This is a genomic window from Pseudomonas sp. MF6394 (genome assembly GCF_002018845.1).
GTDB classification, from domain to species: Bacteria; Pseudomonadota; Gammaproteobacteria; order Pseudomonadales; family Pseudomonadaceae; genus Aquipseudomonas; species Aquipseudomonas lactis.
This window is the reverse complement of sequence record NZ_MVOJ01000023.1, coordinates 1-17485: the sequence shown is the minus strand read 5'-3', so window position 1 is coordinate 17485 and position 17485 is coordinate 1. Positions and strand designations below refer to the sequence as shown.

At 60.7% G+C, this 17485-nt stretch carries 15 protein-coding genes; 5 read left to right on the top strand and 10 right to left on the bottom strand.

Translation table 11 applies throughout. The features are described 5' to 3' along the window. Positions 1–47: 47 nt before the first annotated feature. From MF6394_RS21540 to MF6394_RS21525, 4 genes are all read right to left on the bottom strand, one after another. Positions 48–782, bottom strand: coding sequence for a hypothetical protein (locus MF6394_RS21540; RefSeq protein ID WP_047710722.1), 735 nt, complete (start codon positions 780–782; stop codon positions 48–50). Between the two features lie 68 nt (positions 783–850). Further along, positions 851–1402, bottom strand: coding sequence for a hypothetical protein (locus MF6394_RS21535; RefSeq protein WP_047710723.1), 552 nt, complete (start codon positions 1400–1402; stop codon positions 851–853). Beyond that, a complete protein-coding gene (locus MF6394_RS21530; protein ID WP_078467490.1) occupies positions 1402–1860 on the bottom strand; it encodes a hypothetical protein in 459 nt (152 codons plus the stop codon). Before MF6394_RS21530 ends, MF6394_RS21535 begins: the two co-directional genes overlap by 1 nt. A 314-nt stretch (positions 1861–2174) precedes the next feature. Then, positions 2175–3173, bottom strand: a complete 999-nt coding sequence (locus MF6394_RS21525; RefSeq protein WP_078467489.1) for a FecR family protein — start codon at positions 3171–3173, stop codon at positions 2175–2177. A 148-nt stretch (positions 3174–3321) separates the two neighbouring features. Here MF6394_RS21525 and MF6394_RS21520 point away from each other — a divergent pair, with 148 nt between their 5' ends. Beyond that, on the top strand, positions 3322–3591 hold the full coding sequence (locus MF6394_RS21520) for a PepSY domain-containing protein (protein WP_044273472.1): 270 nt from the start codon (positions 3322–3324) through the stop codon (positions 3589–3591). Between the two features lie 19 nt (positions 3592–3610). Here MF6394_RS21520 and MF6394_RS21515 read toward each other — a convergent pair whose 3' ends face one another. Continuing rightward, a complete protein-coding gene (locus MF6394_RS21515) occupies positions 3611–8752 on the bottom strand; it encodes a dermonecrotic toxin domain-containing protein (RefSeq protein ID WP_078467488.1) in 5142 nt (1713 codons plus the stop codon). Between the two features lie 170 nt (positions 8753–8922). Here MF6394_RS21515 and MF6394_RS21510 point away from each other — a divergent pair, with 170 nt between their 5' ends. Then, positions 8923–9960, top strand: coding sequence for an Ldh family oxidoreductase (locus MF6394_RS21510; protein WP_044273473.1), 1038 nt, complete (start codon positions 8923–8925; stop codon positions 9958–9960). Between the two features lie 32 nt (positions 9961–9992). On the opposite strand, the gene MF6394_RS21505 is transcribed toward MF6394_RS21510, so the two are convergent. Then, positions 9993–10313, bottom strand: coding sequence for a DUF883 family protein (locus MF6394_RS21505; protein ID WP_078467487.1), 321 nt, complete (start codon positions 10311–10313; stop codon positions 9993–9995). 164 nt (positions 10314–10477) lie between these two features. Between MF6394_RS21505 and MF6394_RS21500 the strand changes: the two genes are divergently transcribed. After that, positions 10478–10732 carry a hypothetical protein gene (locus tag MF6394_RS21500; RefSeq protein WP_003190904.1) on the top strand — a complete coding sequence of 85 codons (255 nt, stop codon included), beginning with the start codon at positions 10478–10480 and terminating at the stop codon, positions 10730–10732. Here the strand turns inward: MF6394_RS21500 and MF6394_RS21495 are convergent. After that, positions 10704–11624, bottom strand: a complete 921-nt coding sequence (locus MF6394_RS21495; protein ID WP_078467486.1) for a LysR family transcriptional regulator — start codon at positions 11622–11624, stop codon at positions 10704–10706. The two genes, MF6394_RS21500 and MF6394_RS21495, sit on opposite strands and share 29 nt — an antisense overlap. A gap of 91 nt (positions 11625–11715) precedes the next feature. On the opposite strand from MF6394_RS21495, the gene MF6394_RS21490 reads away from it, so the two are divergent. Next, on the top strand, positions 11716–12642 hold the full coding sequence (locus tag MF6394_RS21490) for a carbon-nitrogen hydrolase family protein (protein ID WP_044273475.1): 927 nt from the start codon (positions 11716–11718) through the stop codon (positions 12640–12642). Between the two features lie 583 nt (positions 12643–13225). Here MF6394_RS21490 and MF6394_RS21485 read toward each other — a convergent pair. Together MF6394_RS21485 and MF6394_RS21480 are read right to left on the bottom strand one after the other, a co-directional pair. After that, a complete protein-coding gene (locus MF6394_RS21485; RefSeq protein ID WP_003190908.1) occupies positions 13226–13687 on the bottom strand; it encodes an LEA type 2 family protein in 462 nt (153 codons plus the stop codon). Positions 13688–13699: 12 nt separating this feature from the next. Then, complete coding sequence (locus MF6394_RS21480; RefSeq protein ID WP_078467485.1) at positions 13700–15130, bottom strand: nucleobase:cation symporter-2 family protein; 1431 nt, start codon at positions 15128–15130, stop codon at positions 13700–13702. 200 nt (positions 15131–15330) lie between these two features. Here MF6394_RS21480 and MF6394_RS21475 point away from each other — a divergent pair, with 200 nt between their 5' ends. Further along, positions 15331–16989: a methyl-accepting chemotaxis protein gene (locus MF6394_RS21475; protein ID WP_371914725.1), complete on the top strand. Its 1659-nt coding sequence runs from the start codon at positions 15331–15333 to the stop codon at positions 16987–16989. A 401-nt stretch (positions 16990–17390) separates the two neighbouring features. On the opposite strand, the gene MF6394_RS21470 is transcribed toward MF6394_RS21475, so the two are convergent. Further along, on the bottom strand, positions 17391–17485 hold a 95-nt coding region (locus MF6394_RS21470; RefSeq protein WP_143501162.1), incomplete at its 5' end, for an IS3 family transposase.

Here is a 17485-nt window from a genome sequence, read left to right as displayed (position 1 = left end):
TTGGACACTGGAATAAAAAAGGGCCTTGTTGCCAAGGCCCCGTTGGATCAGAAGCGCACGCCGCTGGCGCAGACGCTGCAACCTTGGCCGATCGACAGGCTGTTGCTGCCTTGGTTGCCCGCACCCGATTGCAGGTTCACGCCTACGTTGCCGGAGTTGTTGTTAACCGAGTTGTCGAGGCTTGCGTTGTTGGACACGTACTGAGGCTTGCCATAACCATGGCTGCTGGCGGCCGTGTTCAGGTAGCTGTTGTTGAGCGAGTTCTGCTCGGTGTTGGAAGCCGCTGCGATGTTTTTGCCGTCAGCGGTGGTGATGGCCAGGTTGTTTTTACCCTGGTTGCCCTGGCCGGCCTGGCCGTTGTAACCCACGTTGCCGGAGTTGCCCTTGATGGAGCCGTCCAGAGAGGCGTTGTTTTGCGTGCCTTTGTTGACGAAGTTGTTGTGCGAGCTGCCTTGGTCCACATCGATCACGGCAAACACGGTGGCAAAGTCGCCTTTTGCACTGGAGATGGCGCCGGCATTGTCAGCCTGGTTGCCGGAACCGGATTGTGCGTTGACCCCGACATTACCGCTGTTGCTATTTACTGAATTGTCGGCTGATGCGTTGTTCTCGGTGTTGGTATCGTCGAATTTGTTGTGTTCGCTTTTTTGTACGTCAGTGACGACAGCGGCCACAGTGCCGGTGGGTTGTGGGGCTGGATGCCAACCACCCGCTTGAGCAGCAGCAGCCATGAGTGCGGCGAGAGCGAAAACCATTGGTTTGAGAGCCATTTGAGGTTTCATGGTGTTTCTCCTTGCTTCTAATTAGTTGGTTAAGTGTTGGTACGGTCTAACGAACGTCTACCAAGCGGTTACTTGATAGTGATGCCCAGGGTGTTAGCCACTCGGTTCCCCACCCCTGCACTCTGGGTCACCTGCGTCACTCCTCGGCTGCCGGTGAAGGCCTGGTCGCTGGTCACGACCTGGCGGCTGCCAGTGGTGGGGGTGAGCCCTGAGTCGGTTGCCAGCGTCGTCGTGTTCTGTTGCAACAGGACGCTGTCATCGATGCTCTGCGGGCCAGAGTTGAGGCTGATCCGCACAGCGTTGATGGATTGGTTATTGGCCCCGGCCGCCTGGTTGATGCCCAGCACACCGTTGCCACTGCTGAATGAGTTGCCCTGGATCGCTGCCTTGGCGTTCAGGGACGGGTCGACCTTGCCGTCGACGCGCTGAATGTCGACGTTGGTGGCCTGGCCACCCAGCGCGATGGCGCGGCTGTTGGACATTTGTTGCTGGTTGCCGGCGGCCTGGTTGATCGACAGCACACCGTCGTACTGCTGGCCGCTGTTGTTGATCACGGCAGTGTTGTCGGCCGTGGCCGTGGCGCTGCCCAGCAGGGCGACTATCAACAGGGCGCGCTTCATCACTTGCCCCCCATCATGCTGCCGAGGTTGTTGAGCGGCGCCATGCCACGCTGGATCGAGTCGCTGATCTGCCCGCCCATGCTGCTGCCGCTGCCCGCACCATGGCCGGCCGCTGCGCCAGCGCCGAGTGTCGACATGCTGTTTTGTGTGGCGCCCAGGCCCGACAGGCTGCCGTTGGGCTGGAGGTAGCGGGCGAGGCTGGAGCCACTGCTGATGCCGCCGATATCCCTGTCGCTGAGTTCGCCGGTCAAAGCGTTGTTGATCTCTTTGCTGGGGTTGGCATTGGCGGTGTTGGGGTAGGGGTCGGGCAGCGAGGTGCGCCCATACATATGGCCCTGCACGGTGCGCCCGGTCACGATCACGCCGTCACCCGCCTGGCTTGTCAGGCTGACACCGGCACTGAGCACGCAGCTGATCAGCAGTACGTTTATCGACGAGGCGTGTGTGAATGTGTTCACGGCGGCAGTCCTTATTCTTCACGCTGACCCTAAACAGCGTTATCAGGGAAGGAGCAGAAGGCGTGCCGCTTTCTATTAGATGTGGTTATTCAAGGACTTGGGATTAAGACAAGGCAAAGTGATGGCAACCCTGTTTCAGGTTTGAAACAGTCCGCAAAGCGTGAGATAGGCCCATGCTCGCCTCACGCTGTCTCAGCGATGTAACACTGCCTGTGACAGAACCATGAATCCGCACAGGGCGGGCGATGCAGGCGAGGGAAGTGTTTCAAAAATGGACACCCGCGGCCCAAACGTACCCGTTCGTGCGAGCGGGCTCAGCCCTTGGGGGTTTTACGCGGAATGGAATTGAGTACAGGGTTGCCGTCCTGGTTTTGGGTCAGGTAGACCGGCAACACCTTGGGCAGGGAGGGCACGAGGTTGTTGACCTCGTTGATGTTGTAGATACCGCCGATGCGAATCGCGCCAGTACTGGCGTCGGCGAGCATCACCGGCTTTTTCAGGTAGCGGTTGATCAGGGGCAGGGCGTCCGTCAGGGTCAGGTTGTCAAGCACCAGTTTGCCCTGGCGCCACGCCAGCGCGGTGTCATCGGGATTAATGGCGGCGACTAGCGGGGTGGCGTCACCCTGACGGAAACTGGCTTGCATGCCTGGGCTCAGCGGCACGCTGGCGTGTTCGCTGTCGCTGGAGACCTGCACCGAGCCCTCCAGTAACATCACCCGAACCTGGTCTTCATATTCCCAGACATTGAACTGCGTGCCGGTCACTCGCACCTGGCCTTCGCCGGTCCGCACGATAAATGGGTGATCGCGGTCGTGGGCGACCTTGAAGAACGCTTCGCCCTTTTTCAAGGTGACCCGGCGCTGGTCCTTGTAATGGCTGTAGACCAACTCGGTGCCCAGGTTCAACTCCACCTGGCTGCCGTCGCCAAGGGTGACTTTTTTCAAGCCATTGGCGGCTTCGAAGCGTTCATAAGAGCTGGGCAACCAGCCTGCTTCCCAGCCGGTGAAGGCGGCAAGCGGCAATGCCGCCAGGCACACCGCTGCGGCTACCGCGTAGGTACGCAGGCGGTTGCGCGGCTTCTTGAGGGGCACGACCACCGCGTCAGGCTTTTCGCGAGGCAGATGATCGGCCACGTCCCAGATCTCAAGCATGGCCGCATATTCGAAAGCGTGCAGCGGATGCACATCGTGCCATTGAGTAAAAGCCTGACGTTCGCCCGGCGTGCAATCTGCAGCATGCAGACGCATGCACCAATGCGCGGCGGCGTCGGTGATGGCGTCATATTCGGTTTCTGAAAGGGGCTTTTCGCTCATTAACTCATCCTGATTTCCCACATTCTAACCTCCCAAGGCAGACGGCGAGAACCGCATCATGGCGATTGCACATCAATTGGAACTTATTCTTGTTTGCGTGCGCCTAAAAAATCAGGAATTAACCTGTCGTCCACTATGGAGTACGAAAATGTTGAAGAAAACCTTGATCGCCCTGTGTGCTACTTCCGCGCTGTTGAGCGCAGGCGCTGCCATGGCCGACAAGCCGGGTGCAGGCTGGATCACCATTGAGAAAGCCATCGAAGTGGCGAAAACCAAGGCCGGTTACATCGAGGTCTACGCCGCTGAAGCCGATGACAATGGCTATTGGGAAGTCAAAGGCCGCAAATCCGATGGCACCGTATATGAAGCCCGCATCGATGGCGCTTCTGGCAACGTGCTGCGTGACCAGAAAGACTGATGTTCCTGCCGGGGGCCGCTCAGGCTCCCGGCTCCAGGTAGCGCCCAAGGTGGGTGATCAGGTACGTCACTGAGTCTGCATTGGCCAGGATGGTGTCAATGCGTTTGTCAGGTACCGACATGAAGATGACCCTTGCGTCCTGCAAGGTCTTGGCGCCCGTCGCCTTGAAAATTTTCTTTTCAATTGCCGAGCCTGGCTGGAAATCCTCCCACAGCTCGGTGAGACTGTCTTGAGTCTTGAACAGCATGGTTGCAGGCGTCATCGTCGATAACGCCGTGCTGCGCAGATCTTCCAGGGTGGTTTTAAGCACTTCGGCGCCGGGCCTTTGGATATTGATCAAGTCCGGGAAGGGCCGCATGCTGTCCAGGTAGGCGATGTCTACGGTGTCCAGCTTCAAGTGCGACAATTCGTGAATCAGCGTACTGGCCCTGGCGTGCGTCGATATGTTGAAGGCCACATTCTCCAGCAAGCGGTTCTGATAAACGTCCAGATTGGGGTCGAAGAAGCGGCTCAGCAGATACAGCTTTCGCTCTCTGTCGGCGGGAATCATGAACGCATAATCCGATGCGGGATCCTGTCGGCTGGTGCCCACCACAAAACGCATGGAATTTGGACCGGTCAAGCTGGGGTCGGTGAGCTCATTGAGTATCTCGTCGATTATTTTGGTGACTTTCGAAACCTGGTCCGGCGTCAGGGTGACGACACCGAACATTTCTCCCAAAAAGCGCCCAACCCGGCTGTTCGGGTCGCGTTGTGTGGCGAATTGCGCGACGTTGCGGCGGCAGTTCAGCGCGTAATAAGTCGCAAAGTTCAGCGCTTCGGTGATGGCTTGGGCTTTCCAGTAGGTCAACGCACCGATATCGCGGATGCCCACCGCTTCAATATTGATATCCCGTGCTTCGTTTCGCCATGTCTTGAGGTATGACTGAGCCCTGCCGAAGCGCGGCTCTTGGTCGCCCAGCTCCAGCACCCATATGCCCTGCGTATTGCGACCGATGTACGGCCCAACCTGCTCGTCGTTGGCGAGGCGCCAGCGTTGTGCAGCTTTCTTGACGCTATACACCTTGCCGGCCAGCGGCACGTAGTATTTCGAGGCTTTGCGGTCTTCATACACCTGGCTGAGCGTGCTTTTTTTCAGGTCTTGCAATGCCACATCCTGTGCCTCGAACGGCTGCAGCCGGGTGCGCGAAGGGCTGGTGATATGCCAGGTGTCGAGGGTGGCGGCGGCGGGCAGTGACGTGTCTGTCAGCTCGGCCAGCGAGCGCTCCTTTTCGGTGGGCGGTGCAAGGGCGGTGCCGTCCAGCGCACTGCGCAGGGCGGCCATCTGCGCCACGCCCCTGATGAAATCCTTGAGCGCAGCCTTCCACTGGTGCAGTTGCAAGGCTTCGGCCGAGCGCTTGAACAAGGTGTAGCTGCGCCATACCACCAGCGGGTAGGCGAGTTTGCCGGCCATGAACTGTACCGCCGTGGGGATTTCCTTGCCGAACAAGCGGGTCGCATGGTCCCACAAGGTTTTGGCGCCTTCTTCGAATTGGCTGCCCAGCACCTTGAGCAACATCAATGTATTTTCACTGAACAGGTAATGCAGCACATTGCCCGCCACTGGCGATGCGGCCAGGCGGATATCGGAGGGGCGATGGCGACTGTCTTTGAGCAAGTGGCGGTAAGTGGCCTGGTGCGGATCTTCCAAGTGCATAAGCACCCAGTCCTGCAGTACGCCCGGCCTTTGTATCTCATCGAGCAGGGCCGTTTCATCCGTATATTCCTTGAACACATGTTGTTCGCTGTACGGCGCGTAAAGCACCCATGGTCCATCGCCGGGGCTCTGCGGGCCGATCAGGTACACGCCCAGCACTTTGGCGGTACTGGCGCCTTCGGTGGCGATCAGTTCCAGCGGTCGAATCATCGCCGTGGCGCCACTGAGTGAGGCGCGGGCCACGGCGTCCGGCATATCGAAAATCTGTTGCACCAGGCTCAACGCCTGGGTGGAAAGGCGTTCCTGCAAGCTGTGTTCGTGGGCGCATTGCAACGCTTGCCAAGGCAATTGGCGGCAAAACAGGCGTCTGCGTTGGCGCGCATCGTCGGTTTTTGTTTCAAGCTGGCTTCGCACCCGCTGTTGATAAGCACTTTTGAGGTCCAGCTGTCGCACCATTTGTATCACCGCACTGGCGTCCAGGGCTTTTGGTAATGGCTTGGAGGTGCGTGAGCGCGGGCGGATGTGTTGCGCCGTCAGGTTTGGCCAGTGCCGCAAGGCAAAGTCGGTCAGGTTGTCGACATTCACATCGAGCACCGCATGGGTGGGAATCAGGATGTCATCGGGGTTGAGCCCTTTGCCGGGAAAGCGCGCCTCAAGCAGCGCCGTCAGCGTGGTTAAGGCGTACGCGCGGATGGGTTGGATGTCATGCAGGTAGTCGTGTTCCTCGCCGGCGTTGTTGCAGTACTGCTCCAGAAGCTCGGCCTGGTGGATTTGCTCCTGAGGCAGCGCCATGCCGAGCCACACCGGCAGTGCCTGCTGGTTGACCATGGCATCGGCCAGCGTGATCGCCCTGCCAAGGTTGGTGGGCGGCGGCTGCTCGATGACGGCGTCCAACCGGTCTTGCAAGGCGCGGGCCCCAAGGCCCATGGATAGCAAGTGATCAACGCCCGCCATGACCGCGTCGTTGTAGCTGTTTACTCGGTCATTCAAAAGGTCCTGATCGATACGTTGCAGCGGCCCCTGGCGAAAGGCCTGATGGGGCTCGCGCAAGCAGAACGGCAGGTTCTCCAGCAGGCTCAAGCTGTTGAGCGGGTGCGCCAGGCGTTGGGTGATTTCATCGCGCAGGGCGCTGACCGAGGCAAAGACTTCGTAGCCCAGGCGCGGGGTCCAGAGCAGCGCCTGGCCCGAGCGCTGCGGGTCGAGACCGCCGCGCTCAGTGATGACAAAAATATTGGCCAGCGGTTGTGGCGTATCGACGGCGTTCAAGTCCAGCGTCAAGCCATAGGCATCCGGCAAAAACCCGTTAAGGCCATGGCGGGTCAAGCGCGACAGACTCTCGGGCTGAAGTAGCGTGTCAACAATGGCCTTGCTGGCGGGCGCCAGGGTTTTATCCAGCCACCTCAGCTCGGCTTCGCTGCGTAACCCCACCAGCATTGAGTGGGCGTGTTTGGCGAGAGTCTTGACGAGAAAATCATGGGGTTGCTGGCGTATGGCGTGCTTGGAGAACAGCAGCAGGACGCGCTCGATGATGGTGTTGAACGTTTTGAGCGTCATGCTCGACAACTGCATGAAGACATTGCCTTCGCCCTTGGTATAAAACTTCGTCCGGGATGAAAAGGGCACTGCGGGCGCCTCTTGGGCCAGGCGTTCAATGAAGTGTTCAAGCATGCTCAATGACTGCACTGGCGTGCGTTCCTCACGCTCCTGGGCACGGGTGGCGTAGGTGTTGATATACACCTCGCTGGCCTTGACGGCCTGTTGCTGCAGTTTCAGTTCGGCGTTGAGCGTATCAGCGATGGTGCTGCGTAACGTCGGATGGCTCGCGCGCTCCAGCGCCAGTGCGTGCTCCACCGCCTGCAGGCTCTGGAGCTGGAGCCGGGCACGCTCGGCCTTGACCGTCGAAGGGCGGCCATCGCCGCGGGTGACCGGATGCAAGGTCCAGCGCCCGGCGGTCTCCAGCGTGGCCAGTTGACTGTCCAGCAGGGCACGCACGTCCAGGGCGCTGTCGAGCAGGGCCGCCAGGTCCACTTGGCCATCGCTGCGTCGGTAGATTGCCAGGGCATGGTTAAGGTTGTCCGTTTGCTTGCGCACAATGTCTTGCACCAGGGTTACAAACACATTGCCGGGAATCGGCCTTGCCGCGATGGCGATCGGGTCCAGGCCGAGCAGCGTGTCGCGCTCATCCAATGAGAGCGCGTTGAGCCATTCGTCCTCGTAACCTTGGGCCTTAAGCATGCTCAACAACCGGTCTTTGAGGTCATCGAGGTTTTCCAGCACCTGTAACCCCCGTGATTGGGTGTAGAGGTACGCGTGGCGCTGGGTGATCATCAAGGTGCTCGCCGGCTCAACGTAGTGTTGATGGGGCGCATAAAGGCGCACCTTTTCCACATTGAGGTTTTCGGCATGGGCACTGCGGGCACTTTGGTCGCTGAGGAACAGAGCCTGAAGTGCGTCACTTTCATCGGCGCTGATAATGTCGCTCTGGCGTTTGAGCAGCACATCGAGGCGAAACTTCTGCGCCATGACCTGGGCAAAAAAATCCACGCGGGAGGTGCCGCTGTCGATATCTTCATTCCAGTAGGTCTGCAGCAGGCTTTCCAAGAGCTTCGAAAAAATGCTTGAGCTCTGTTCGATCAAGGCTTCCCAGCGTTGGCGATCTTCTTCCCGTTCGGCGGTGGTCAGGTCAGTGGTGTCATGTTTTGGGTTCGCGTATTCGCGGGTTTGCCCTTCGGGCCACCCATGGCGCACATAAAATTGCAGCAGCGCTTCGCTCAAGGTCAGCGCGTTGACCCAGCGTGGCGTTGCCTGCTCAGCCTCGCGGGTAAAGACATTGACCCGTGTGTCCCGTAGGTCCAGATGTTTGAACTGCTGGCGGCCCATGATGCTCAGCAGCGTATCGAGCATGTCAGGCAAGGTCGGGGTTTTTTGCAGGTGGCCGAGCATGGCTTTGACATTATCCAACTGGCAGGCCTGCAGCATGCGCCCTTGCTCTGGCATCACGTCACCTTCGATGATCTGAGTGGTCAGCACCATGGGCGTGTCAGCGCCCAGCGAGTTGCGTTGATCCGTCGACAGGTAGTTGAGCAAAGGGGCGCTCTGCAGTGGGTCTTCCAATTGCTCGGTCAATTCGTTCAGCAGTTCAGCATGGCTGTCATAGACCTGGATGCCGTTATCCGGGGTGTAGAGCAACGCCTTGGCGTCGTCGGGTGTCGGGCTGATCGCGAACGCGCCGGCAAGGGGGATGGGGGGCTTGCCGGAAATATTGATCAGCACCTTTTCAACGCGCATGGGGTGATCATGCCGGCGTGTGTCCTGCCGAGATTCGTCGGTGGCCAGGTAGAGGTTGTACAGCCATTCACGGTCTTTGGCGGTGAGCCCCAGCGTGCGTTCACGGGCGGTGGGCGAGGCTTTGCCTTGGGGTTTGAGAAACTCGGCGAAAAAATACGGGGGCGTTAAACGGATCACAGCCTGTCTCCGGCGTGCCAGGAAAAGCACAGGGTAGGCAAGCGCCCGTGACGCAAGGCGGTAAATAATCAGCGTTGCGCACGTTGACAGCGCAGAGCGTGCGTGGTGTTTAATCGAGGGTCTGGATGTTCCATTCGTTGCCCCTTCCAATCATAAAAACGGAGCTTCAAATGTCTGCGCAGTCCCCGACAGTTGCCCCTGCTTGCGCCTCGATCCGCTTCGCCGAACTGGTGGAGTTGCTTCAACAGGTCTTCGTCAGGCACGGCACGTCGCCGCAGGTTGCTGCGATTCTTGCGCACAACTGCGCCAGCGCCGAGCGTGACGGTGCCCATAGCCACGGTATTTTTCGCATCCCCGGTTACCTGTCGACGCTGGCCAGTGGCTGGGTCAACGGCACGGCCGTCCCCAGCGTGACCGACGTGGCCTCAGGCTGTGTGAGCGTCGACGCCGGCAACGGTTTTGCTCAACCGGCCCTGGCGGCGGCGCGCCCGCTGCTGGTGGAGAAGGCTCGCAGCGCCGGCATCGCGTTGCTGGCGATCCATAACTCCCATCACTTTGCGGCCCTGTGGCCGGACGTCGAGCCGTTTGCCGAGGAGGGGCTGGTGGCACTCAGTGTGGTCAACAGCATGACCTGTGTGGTGCCCCACGGCGCGGATCGCCCATTGTTCGGCACCAACCCCATCGCGTTCGCGGCGCCACGGGCCGACGGCGCGCCGATTGTGTTCGACCTGGCCACCAGCGCCATCGCCCATGGCGATGTGCAGATCGCCGCACGCAAAGGCGAGCGCCTGCCGGCAGGCATGGGCGTCGATAGCCTGGGGCAGCCGACCCAGGACCCTAAAGCTATTCTGGAAGGCGGCGCACTGTTGCCGTTTGGCGGGCACAAGGGCTCGGCACTGTCGATGATGGTGGAGTTGCTGGCGGCCGCGCTGACGGGCGGCAACTTCTCGTTCGAGTTCGATTGGACGGACCACCCTGGCGCGCGCACGCCCTGGACGGGCCAACTGTTGATCGTGATCGACCCCAGTAAAACCGCAGGGCAAAGCTTCGCCCAGCGCAGCCAGGAGCTGGTGCGGCAGATGCATGCGGCGGGGCTGCGGCGCTTGCCGGGGGATCGACGCCATCGTACGCGGGCGAAGTCGCAGGAAAGCGGAGTAGAGCTGGATGCGCAGGCGTTGCGCGAGTTGAGGGCGTTGGCAGCGGGGTGAAACAGGCTGCGCGGGTGCGCAGCCTGGATGCATCAGTTACGGCGACCCAGCAACAGGCCGACCACCAGGCCAAAGCCTGCGGAAATGGCCACGGTCTGCCATGGGTGCCCACCGATATAGGTTTCGGTGGCATCCACGACCGGCTTGCTGCGTTCGCGCACGTTGGACACCGATTCCAGGGCTTGCTTGAGTTTGATGGCGACCTGCTCGCGCAGGGTTTCACCTTCCTCGCCCACCAGGGATGCGCTGCTTTTGAGCAGTTTGTCCGATTCTTCGATCAACGCGCTCAGTTCGCTGAACGCTTGGTCCTTGATTTGATCTTCGCCAGCTTGGGCGGCGGTTTTGCGGGCCATTGAGTGACTCCTTGCAGGTGGATGTGGCAGTGAACAATGGAGTATCGGGGGGTGGCAAAAGTTGCAGTTTTTTTCCCCACGCGCTCATCCGAGGCAAAATCCCGATCGGGAACGTTGGGCCTACAGTGTAAGATGTCACCTATTTGTGCAGCAGGTAATTCAACATGAGCTTCAATCTCGCCAACAAGACCCTCGCCGAACGCGCCGAGCTGGAAGATGAAAAGTCGCGCCTCTACGACCTGTGGCAAACCAACCTGGGCAAGGCAAAGGGCGAAGCCGCGCGCTTGTTCGGTGAGCGCGCCAAGCGCAAGGGCAAATGGGCCGAATGGGTGCGTGCCGAACTCGACGGCATGTCGCCGCCGGAGTTTTCCAACATGGTGCGCAGTGAAGTCAACAAGCTGATGGCGGCGGCGAAGTAAAGCACGCCACAATCGCTTCGCGCACCTTGAGCAACAGCGGGTCCAACTGAGCCTGGGTACGCCAGCCCAACTCCACCGGGTAATGCGGTAGTGCCAGCGGGCAGGGCAGCACGCGTAAGCCGGTCATTTGCGCAATGGCGTGGGCCGCATGCCCGGGAATGGTTGCCACTGCGGTGCTGCCTTTGAGCAGATACGGCAGCGCGGCAAAGTGGCTGGTGGACGCGCACACGTGGCGGCGCAGCCCGTGCGCCGCCAAGCCTTCATCGGTAATGCCGATAAACCCGCCTGACGACACCAGTACATGCTCGCGTGTGACAAACCCCTGCAGGTCGATGGCCTCCTGGCCCGGCGCCAGGCTATGGGGGTCTACCAGGCAACGGTAGTCACCTTCCCCCAGCACCTGTCGGCTCAACCTGCGCTCGGTAAAACCGCCGGCGGTAATGGCCAGGTCCAGCGTGCGCTCGAGCAGGGCGGCGGCGACAATCTGGCTGTAGGTCTGGCGAAAGATCACCCGTAGCTTGGGCAGGCGCACTGCGATGGCCTCCATCAGGCTTCGGCCATAGGCAATCTCGAAGTCATCCGACAGCCCCAGCACCACCGAGCGCCCCTCGTAGTGCAGGTTTTGCGGGCTGATCATCGCCAGGCTCTGGCGGCAGCGATCCAATGCCTCACTGATCACCGGTTTCAACTGGTTGGCCCGCAACGTCGGCGCCAGGCCGCGGCCGGTGCGCACGAACAAAGGGTCGCCGTACAGCTCACGCAAGCGCCGCAAGCCGGCGCTGATCGCCGACTGCGTCACGCCCAGGCGCAGCGCCGCACGGCTGGCACTGGATTCGTCGTGCAGGGCTTCGAAGGTTTTGAGCAGGTTCAGGTCAACCTGGGCGATATTCATCTGGCTCATATCATTTAGCACTGAGGTGGGCTTTATTCATGATCGAGTCTGGCCGGAGAATGGGCAACCCTTATCTATCGGAGTGAGCCTGATGCCTGTATCGACTGTCGCAGCCCTGCAAATCGGCGCCTTGCCTGGCGGCAAGGCTGACACCCTGGCGCAGATTCTGGCCTATGAGGAGCAAATCCAGCGCAGTGGCGCGCACTTGGTGGTCATGCCCGAGGCGTTGCTGGGTGGCTATCCCAAGGGCGAAAGCTTTGGCACCCAATTGGGTTATCGCCTGCCCGAAGGCCGGGAAGCCTTTGCGCGGTATTTTGCCAATGCCATCGACGTGCCGGGTGCCGAGACCGAGGCGCTGGCCGGGTTGTCGGCGCGTACCGGTGCCAGCCTGGTGCTGGGCGTGATCGAACGCAGTGGCAGCACGCTGTATTGCACCGTGTTGTATTTCGAACCCTCGGGCGGCCTGGTGGCCAAGCACCGCAAACTGATGCCGACCGGCACCGAGCGGCTGATCTGGGGCAAGGGCGACGGCTCCACACTGCCGGTGATCGATACCGCGGTGGGGCGTATCGGCGGCGCGGTGTGCTGGGAAAACATGATGCCGTTGCTGCGCACCGCGATGTACGCCAAGGGCGTTCAGGTGTGGTGTGCGCCCACCGTGGACGAGCGCGAGATGTGGCAGGTGAGCATGCGCCATATCGCCCATGAAGGGCGTTGCTTTGTGGTCAGCGCCTGCCAGGTGCAGGCATCGCCCGAAGCTCTGGGTGTGGAGGTTGCCAACTGGCCGGCGGACCGTCCGTTGATTGCCGGTGGCAGCGTGATTGTCGGGCCCATGGGCGATATTTTGGCGGGGCCGTTGGTGGGCGAGGCGGGGTTGTTGACGGCGCAGATCAATACCGATGATCTGGTGCGGGCACGGTACGACTATGACGTAGTGGGGCATTACGCCCGGCCGGATATTTTTGAATTGGTGGTGGACGAGCGCGCCAAGCCAGGCGTTCGCTATATCACTGACTGAACGCAATCAACCTGTGGCTTGCCTGCTATGGCGGCCTGACAGCCGACGCCTATCTACCTGACACCCCACGATCCAACTGTGGGAGCTGGCTTGCCTGCGAAGACGGCCTCACAGTCAACACAGTTGGACCGGGTATGTATCCGTTATTTAGGTAACGGCCACCTAGGGTTCCGCCCTGACGGCGGCTCACTTTTGAGAAGCGCAAAAGTAAGCAAAACGCTCTTGCCCCACCACTCGGCACCTCGCCTAGGCTCGGTGTGCCCGTAATCCGCCAGTGATTTGGGAGGCCGCCGCCACGCGCCATCCATGGCGCGGGGCGGCTAAACCGGCATCCCTGCCGGTTTACCCCCCAAATCCCTGTCGAATTCCGGCCAGCGTGGTTTAACGGGGCGCCTGAGATCAAAAGCAGATCAAGATCAAGAGCGGCTCGCTTCGCATCGTGGTTACCGGTGGGTGCGGCGAACTGCACAGTTGTGTAGATACCTATGACCATCGCAGGCAAGCCACACACTAGGTTCCGTTCGCCCACTCTTCGCGGGTGATCTCCCAGAGTTCCCGAGGGAAAGTGTCGGTTGCACGCTGATTACCAAGTGGCGGTGTTAGGCAAGTCCAAGGTGCCACGTTCCACAAAACGCATGGTGCCAAACAGGCCACCCGCCAGTTTGCCGCGCAGCACGTAGGGCAGGTTGTTCAGGCTTTGGGTCTGGCTCAGGCCCAGGGTCTGGCGCAACACCGAAAACGCTGAAACGCTGACTGGCACCATCAACACGGTCTCGGAGAAGCGGGGGATGCTGCCAGCCTGATCGCTGACGCCAGAAGCGAGTGGCCGGCCATTGACCTCCAGGTCCAGGGCCACGCCGTTGTAGTCGATTGCCGCTTCATTGGGGTTCTGCACCCGCAGCTTCACGGCAAAGCGTACTTCCAGGTCCTGGCTTTGCAGCGGCTCGATACCCACTACATTGATGTTCACCGGGTCACGGTTGGGGAACAGTGCGCAGGCGCTCAAGGTCAGCAGCAACAGCGATAGAACCATGAGCTTGCGCATAGAGAAATGCTCCTACTTTGGGGTGACGTCCGGGTCTTGCATGACCTTGAGGGTAGAGGACTCCGGCTCGAATTCATCTTCTTCCAGCTCTATGAACTCTTCGGGCAGGAAAATGTTCAGCAAGATTGCACAGAATGCGCCCACGGTGATCGGCGATTCGAAGATGTTGTGCAGCGCCTTGGGCAGCTCGCGCAGCACTTGCGGCACGGCGGCGACGCCCAGGCCCATGCCTAGGGAAATCGCCACGATCAGCACATTGCGCCGATGCAGGCCCGCTTCGGCGAGGATCTTGATGCCGGCCACGGCCACGGTGCCGAACATGATCAGGGTTGCGCCGCCGAGGACCGGCTTGGGCATCAGTTGCAACACTGCGCCGATCATCGGGAACAGCCCCAGCAGCACCAGCAGGCCGGCAATGAAGTAGGCCACGTAGCGGCTGGCCACGCCGGTCAATTGGATCACGCCGTTGTTCTGGGCGAAGGTCACCATCGGCAGGCTGTTGAAGGTGGCGGCCATTGCGGAGTTGAGGCCGTCGGCTAGCAGGCCGGACTTGATGCGCTTGATATACAGCGGGCCCTTGACCGGTTGCTGGGAAATCATCGAGTTGGCGGTCAGGTCGCCGGCTGCTTCCAGGGGCGAAATCAGGAAGATTACCGCCACCGGGATAAACGCCACCCAGTCGAACGAGAAACCGTACTTGAACGGCACGGGCACGCTGATCAGCGGCACCTGGGGCAGGGCGGCCATGTCGACGCGGCCCAGCAGCCACGCGACTACAAAGCCCAGGGTCAGGCCGATCACGATCGAACCCAGGCGCAGGAACGGGTTGTTGAAGCGGTTGAGCACCACGATGGTCAGCAGCACCAACGCCGCCAGGCCCATGTTGCCCGCCGCGCCCAGGTCGCTGGCGCCATAGCCGCCAGCCATGTCGGTGACCGCCACCTTGATCAGCGACAAGCCCATCAAGGTGATGATGGTGCCGGTGACCACCGGGGTGATCAGTTTGCGCAGCTTGCCGATGAACTGGCTGAGCACCACTTCGATAAACGCCGCGAAAAAGCAGATGCCAAAGATCGTCGAGAGGATCTCATCGGTGCCGCCGCCCCGGGCCTTGACCATGAACCCGGCGCTCAAAATCACGCTGATAAACGAAAAGCTGGTGCCTTGCAGGCATAACAGCCCCGAACCCACCGGCCCGAAGGTGCGCGCCTGCACAAAGGTGCCAAGCCCCGAGACAAACAGCGCCATGCTCACCAGGTACGGCACTTCGCTTTCCAGCCCCAGTACGCCGCCGACGATCAGGGTGGGCGTGATGATGCCGACAAAACTCGCCAACACATGCTGCAACGCGGCAAAAATCGCGGCGGTGAAGTGCGGGCGGTCTTCGAGGCCGTACATGAGGTCGGATTTATAGCGCGGGCGGCGGGCTTGAGCGTCAGACAAAATGATGGCTCGGGTCAGAAAATGGAGGCGCAGGATGCCAGAAAGTGCAAGGCGCCTGAAGTGTAAAAAAATATTTATAAATACCCTGTGCCAAAGCCGTGGCCCAGCCGATATCAAGCATAGGCCCACACTACAACGACAACAGTGGTGACCAAGGTCTGGGCAGCGCGTTGACGCTGACGGATCGTTTCGCGGCAAGGATGCACGCAAACACTACTTCTGAGAGCAGCCCTATGTCCCTCCGTCACCTGAATATTGCCCCTCGTGCGTTTATCGGTTTTGCCTTCATTGCGGTTCTGGTGGTGCTGCTGGGCGTGTTTGCGGTCAACCGTATGACGCAAATGCGCCAATCCTCCCAGGACATGAGCGCCAACCAACTGCCCAGCATGACTCACCTGGGCACCATCACCGAAAACGTGCTGCGCATGCGCATTCTGTCGTTTCGCGTGCTGGTCAACCGCGAGCCTGCCGCCTTGCAGGAAGCCGAGACACGCATTGGCGTGCTGGCTGACAAGGTCAAGACCGCCCAGGCCGCCTACGCCACGCTGCCTGCGGGCGCGGAGGAGGCTGCGTTGTACAAGGCCTTTGGCGTCACCCTGGACAACTACCTCAAAGCCCAGGCCGAGATGGTGGCATTGTCCAAACAAGGCAAGGTCGACGAGATGCGCGCACTGATCAACAGCCGCATCAAGGACGGCACCGACCAGATGGGCGAGCAATTGAACAAGCTGATCGCCATCAATGCGGCCGACGCCAAGCAAGCCGACGTAGACGCCGGGCAAAGCTACGAGGGTGCGATCACCGGTGTGGTAGCGGTCTCTGTAGTGGCGGCGTTGCTCACCGTGCTACTGGCCTGGTTGCTGACCCGCAGCATCGTGACCCCGCTGCGCAAGGCTGTGGAAGTGGCCGAAACCATTGCCGCCGGCAACCTCAGCAAAACCATCGAGGACGATGGCAAGGACGAACCGGCGCGGTTGCTCAGTGCGCTGTCGACCATGCAAGCCAGCCTGCGCCAGACCATCCAGCACATCGCCGGTTCGGCCACGCAGCTGGCTTCGGCGGCGGAAGAGTTGAGCGCGGTCACCGAAGAGGCCTCCCGTGGCCTGCAACAGCAGAACAATGAAATCGACCAGGCCGCCACGGCTGTCAATGAGATGACGGCGGCAGTGGAGGAAGTGGCGCGTAACGCGGTGTCCACCTCCGAGGCGTCCGGGCAGTCCAACCAGGCGGCGCGGGAAGGCCGTGATCGGGTGATGGAAACCGTCGGTGCGATCCAGACCATGACCCAGGACGTGCAGAACACCTCCGCGATGATCGAGGGCCTGGCCGCCCAGGGCCGGGATATCGGCAAGGTACTGGATGTGATCCGCGCGATTGCCGAGCAAACCAACCTGCTGGCGCTTAACGCAGCGATTGAAGCCGCCCGTGCCGGCGAGGCCGGACGTGGCTTTGCGGTGGTCGCCGATGAAGTGCGCGCCCTGGCCCATCGCACCGCGCAGTCGACCCAGGAAATCGAGAAAATGGTCGCCGGCATCCAGAACGGCACCGGTGAGGCGGTGCAGTCCATGCAACAAAGCAACCAGCGCAGCCAGACCACCCTGGAAATGGCACGCGCAGCCGGCGCCTCACTGGAGCAGATCACGGCGTCCATCAGCCTGATCAACGAACGCAACCTGGTGATTGCCAGCGCATCGGAAGAACAGGCCCAGGTCTCCCGCGAGGTGGACCGCAACCTGGTCAACATCCGCGACCTGGCCACCCAGTCGGCCGCGGGCGCGAACCAGACCAGCGCAGCCAGCCATGAACTGTCGAGGCTGGCGGTGGACTTGAACGGAATGGTGGCCAGGTTCGTCGTCTAACAGCTGCCACAAAACCCTGTGGGAGCTGGCTTGCCTGCGATAGCAAACGAACAGTCAGCACTTACCGTTATCGCAGCATAGGTATCTGTAGCGCTCAACGGTAACCACGATGCGAAGCGAGCCGCTCTTGATCTTGATCTGCTTTTGATCTCAAGCGCCCCGTCAAACCACGCTGGCCGGAATTCGACAGGGATTTGGGGGGTAAACCGGCAGGGATGCCGGTTTAGCCGCCCCGCGCCATGGATGGCGCGTGGCGGCGGCCCCCCAAATCACTGGCGGATTACGGGCACACCGAGCCTAAGCGAGGTGCCGAGTGGTGGGGCAAGAGCGTTTTGCTTACTTTTGCGCTGTTCAAAAGTGAGCCGCCGTTGAACTGCCCCCCGAAAGTTGGACAGGGGACGCTATTGATTTAGTGCCTGGGTCCGAAATTGTACTGGACTCAAGCCATTCAGTCTGAGGCTTATGCGGTCTTGGTTGTAGTAGGCGATGTAATCCT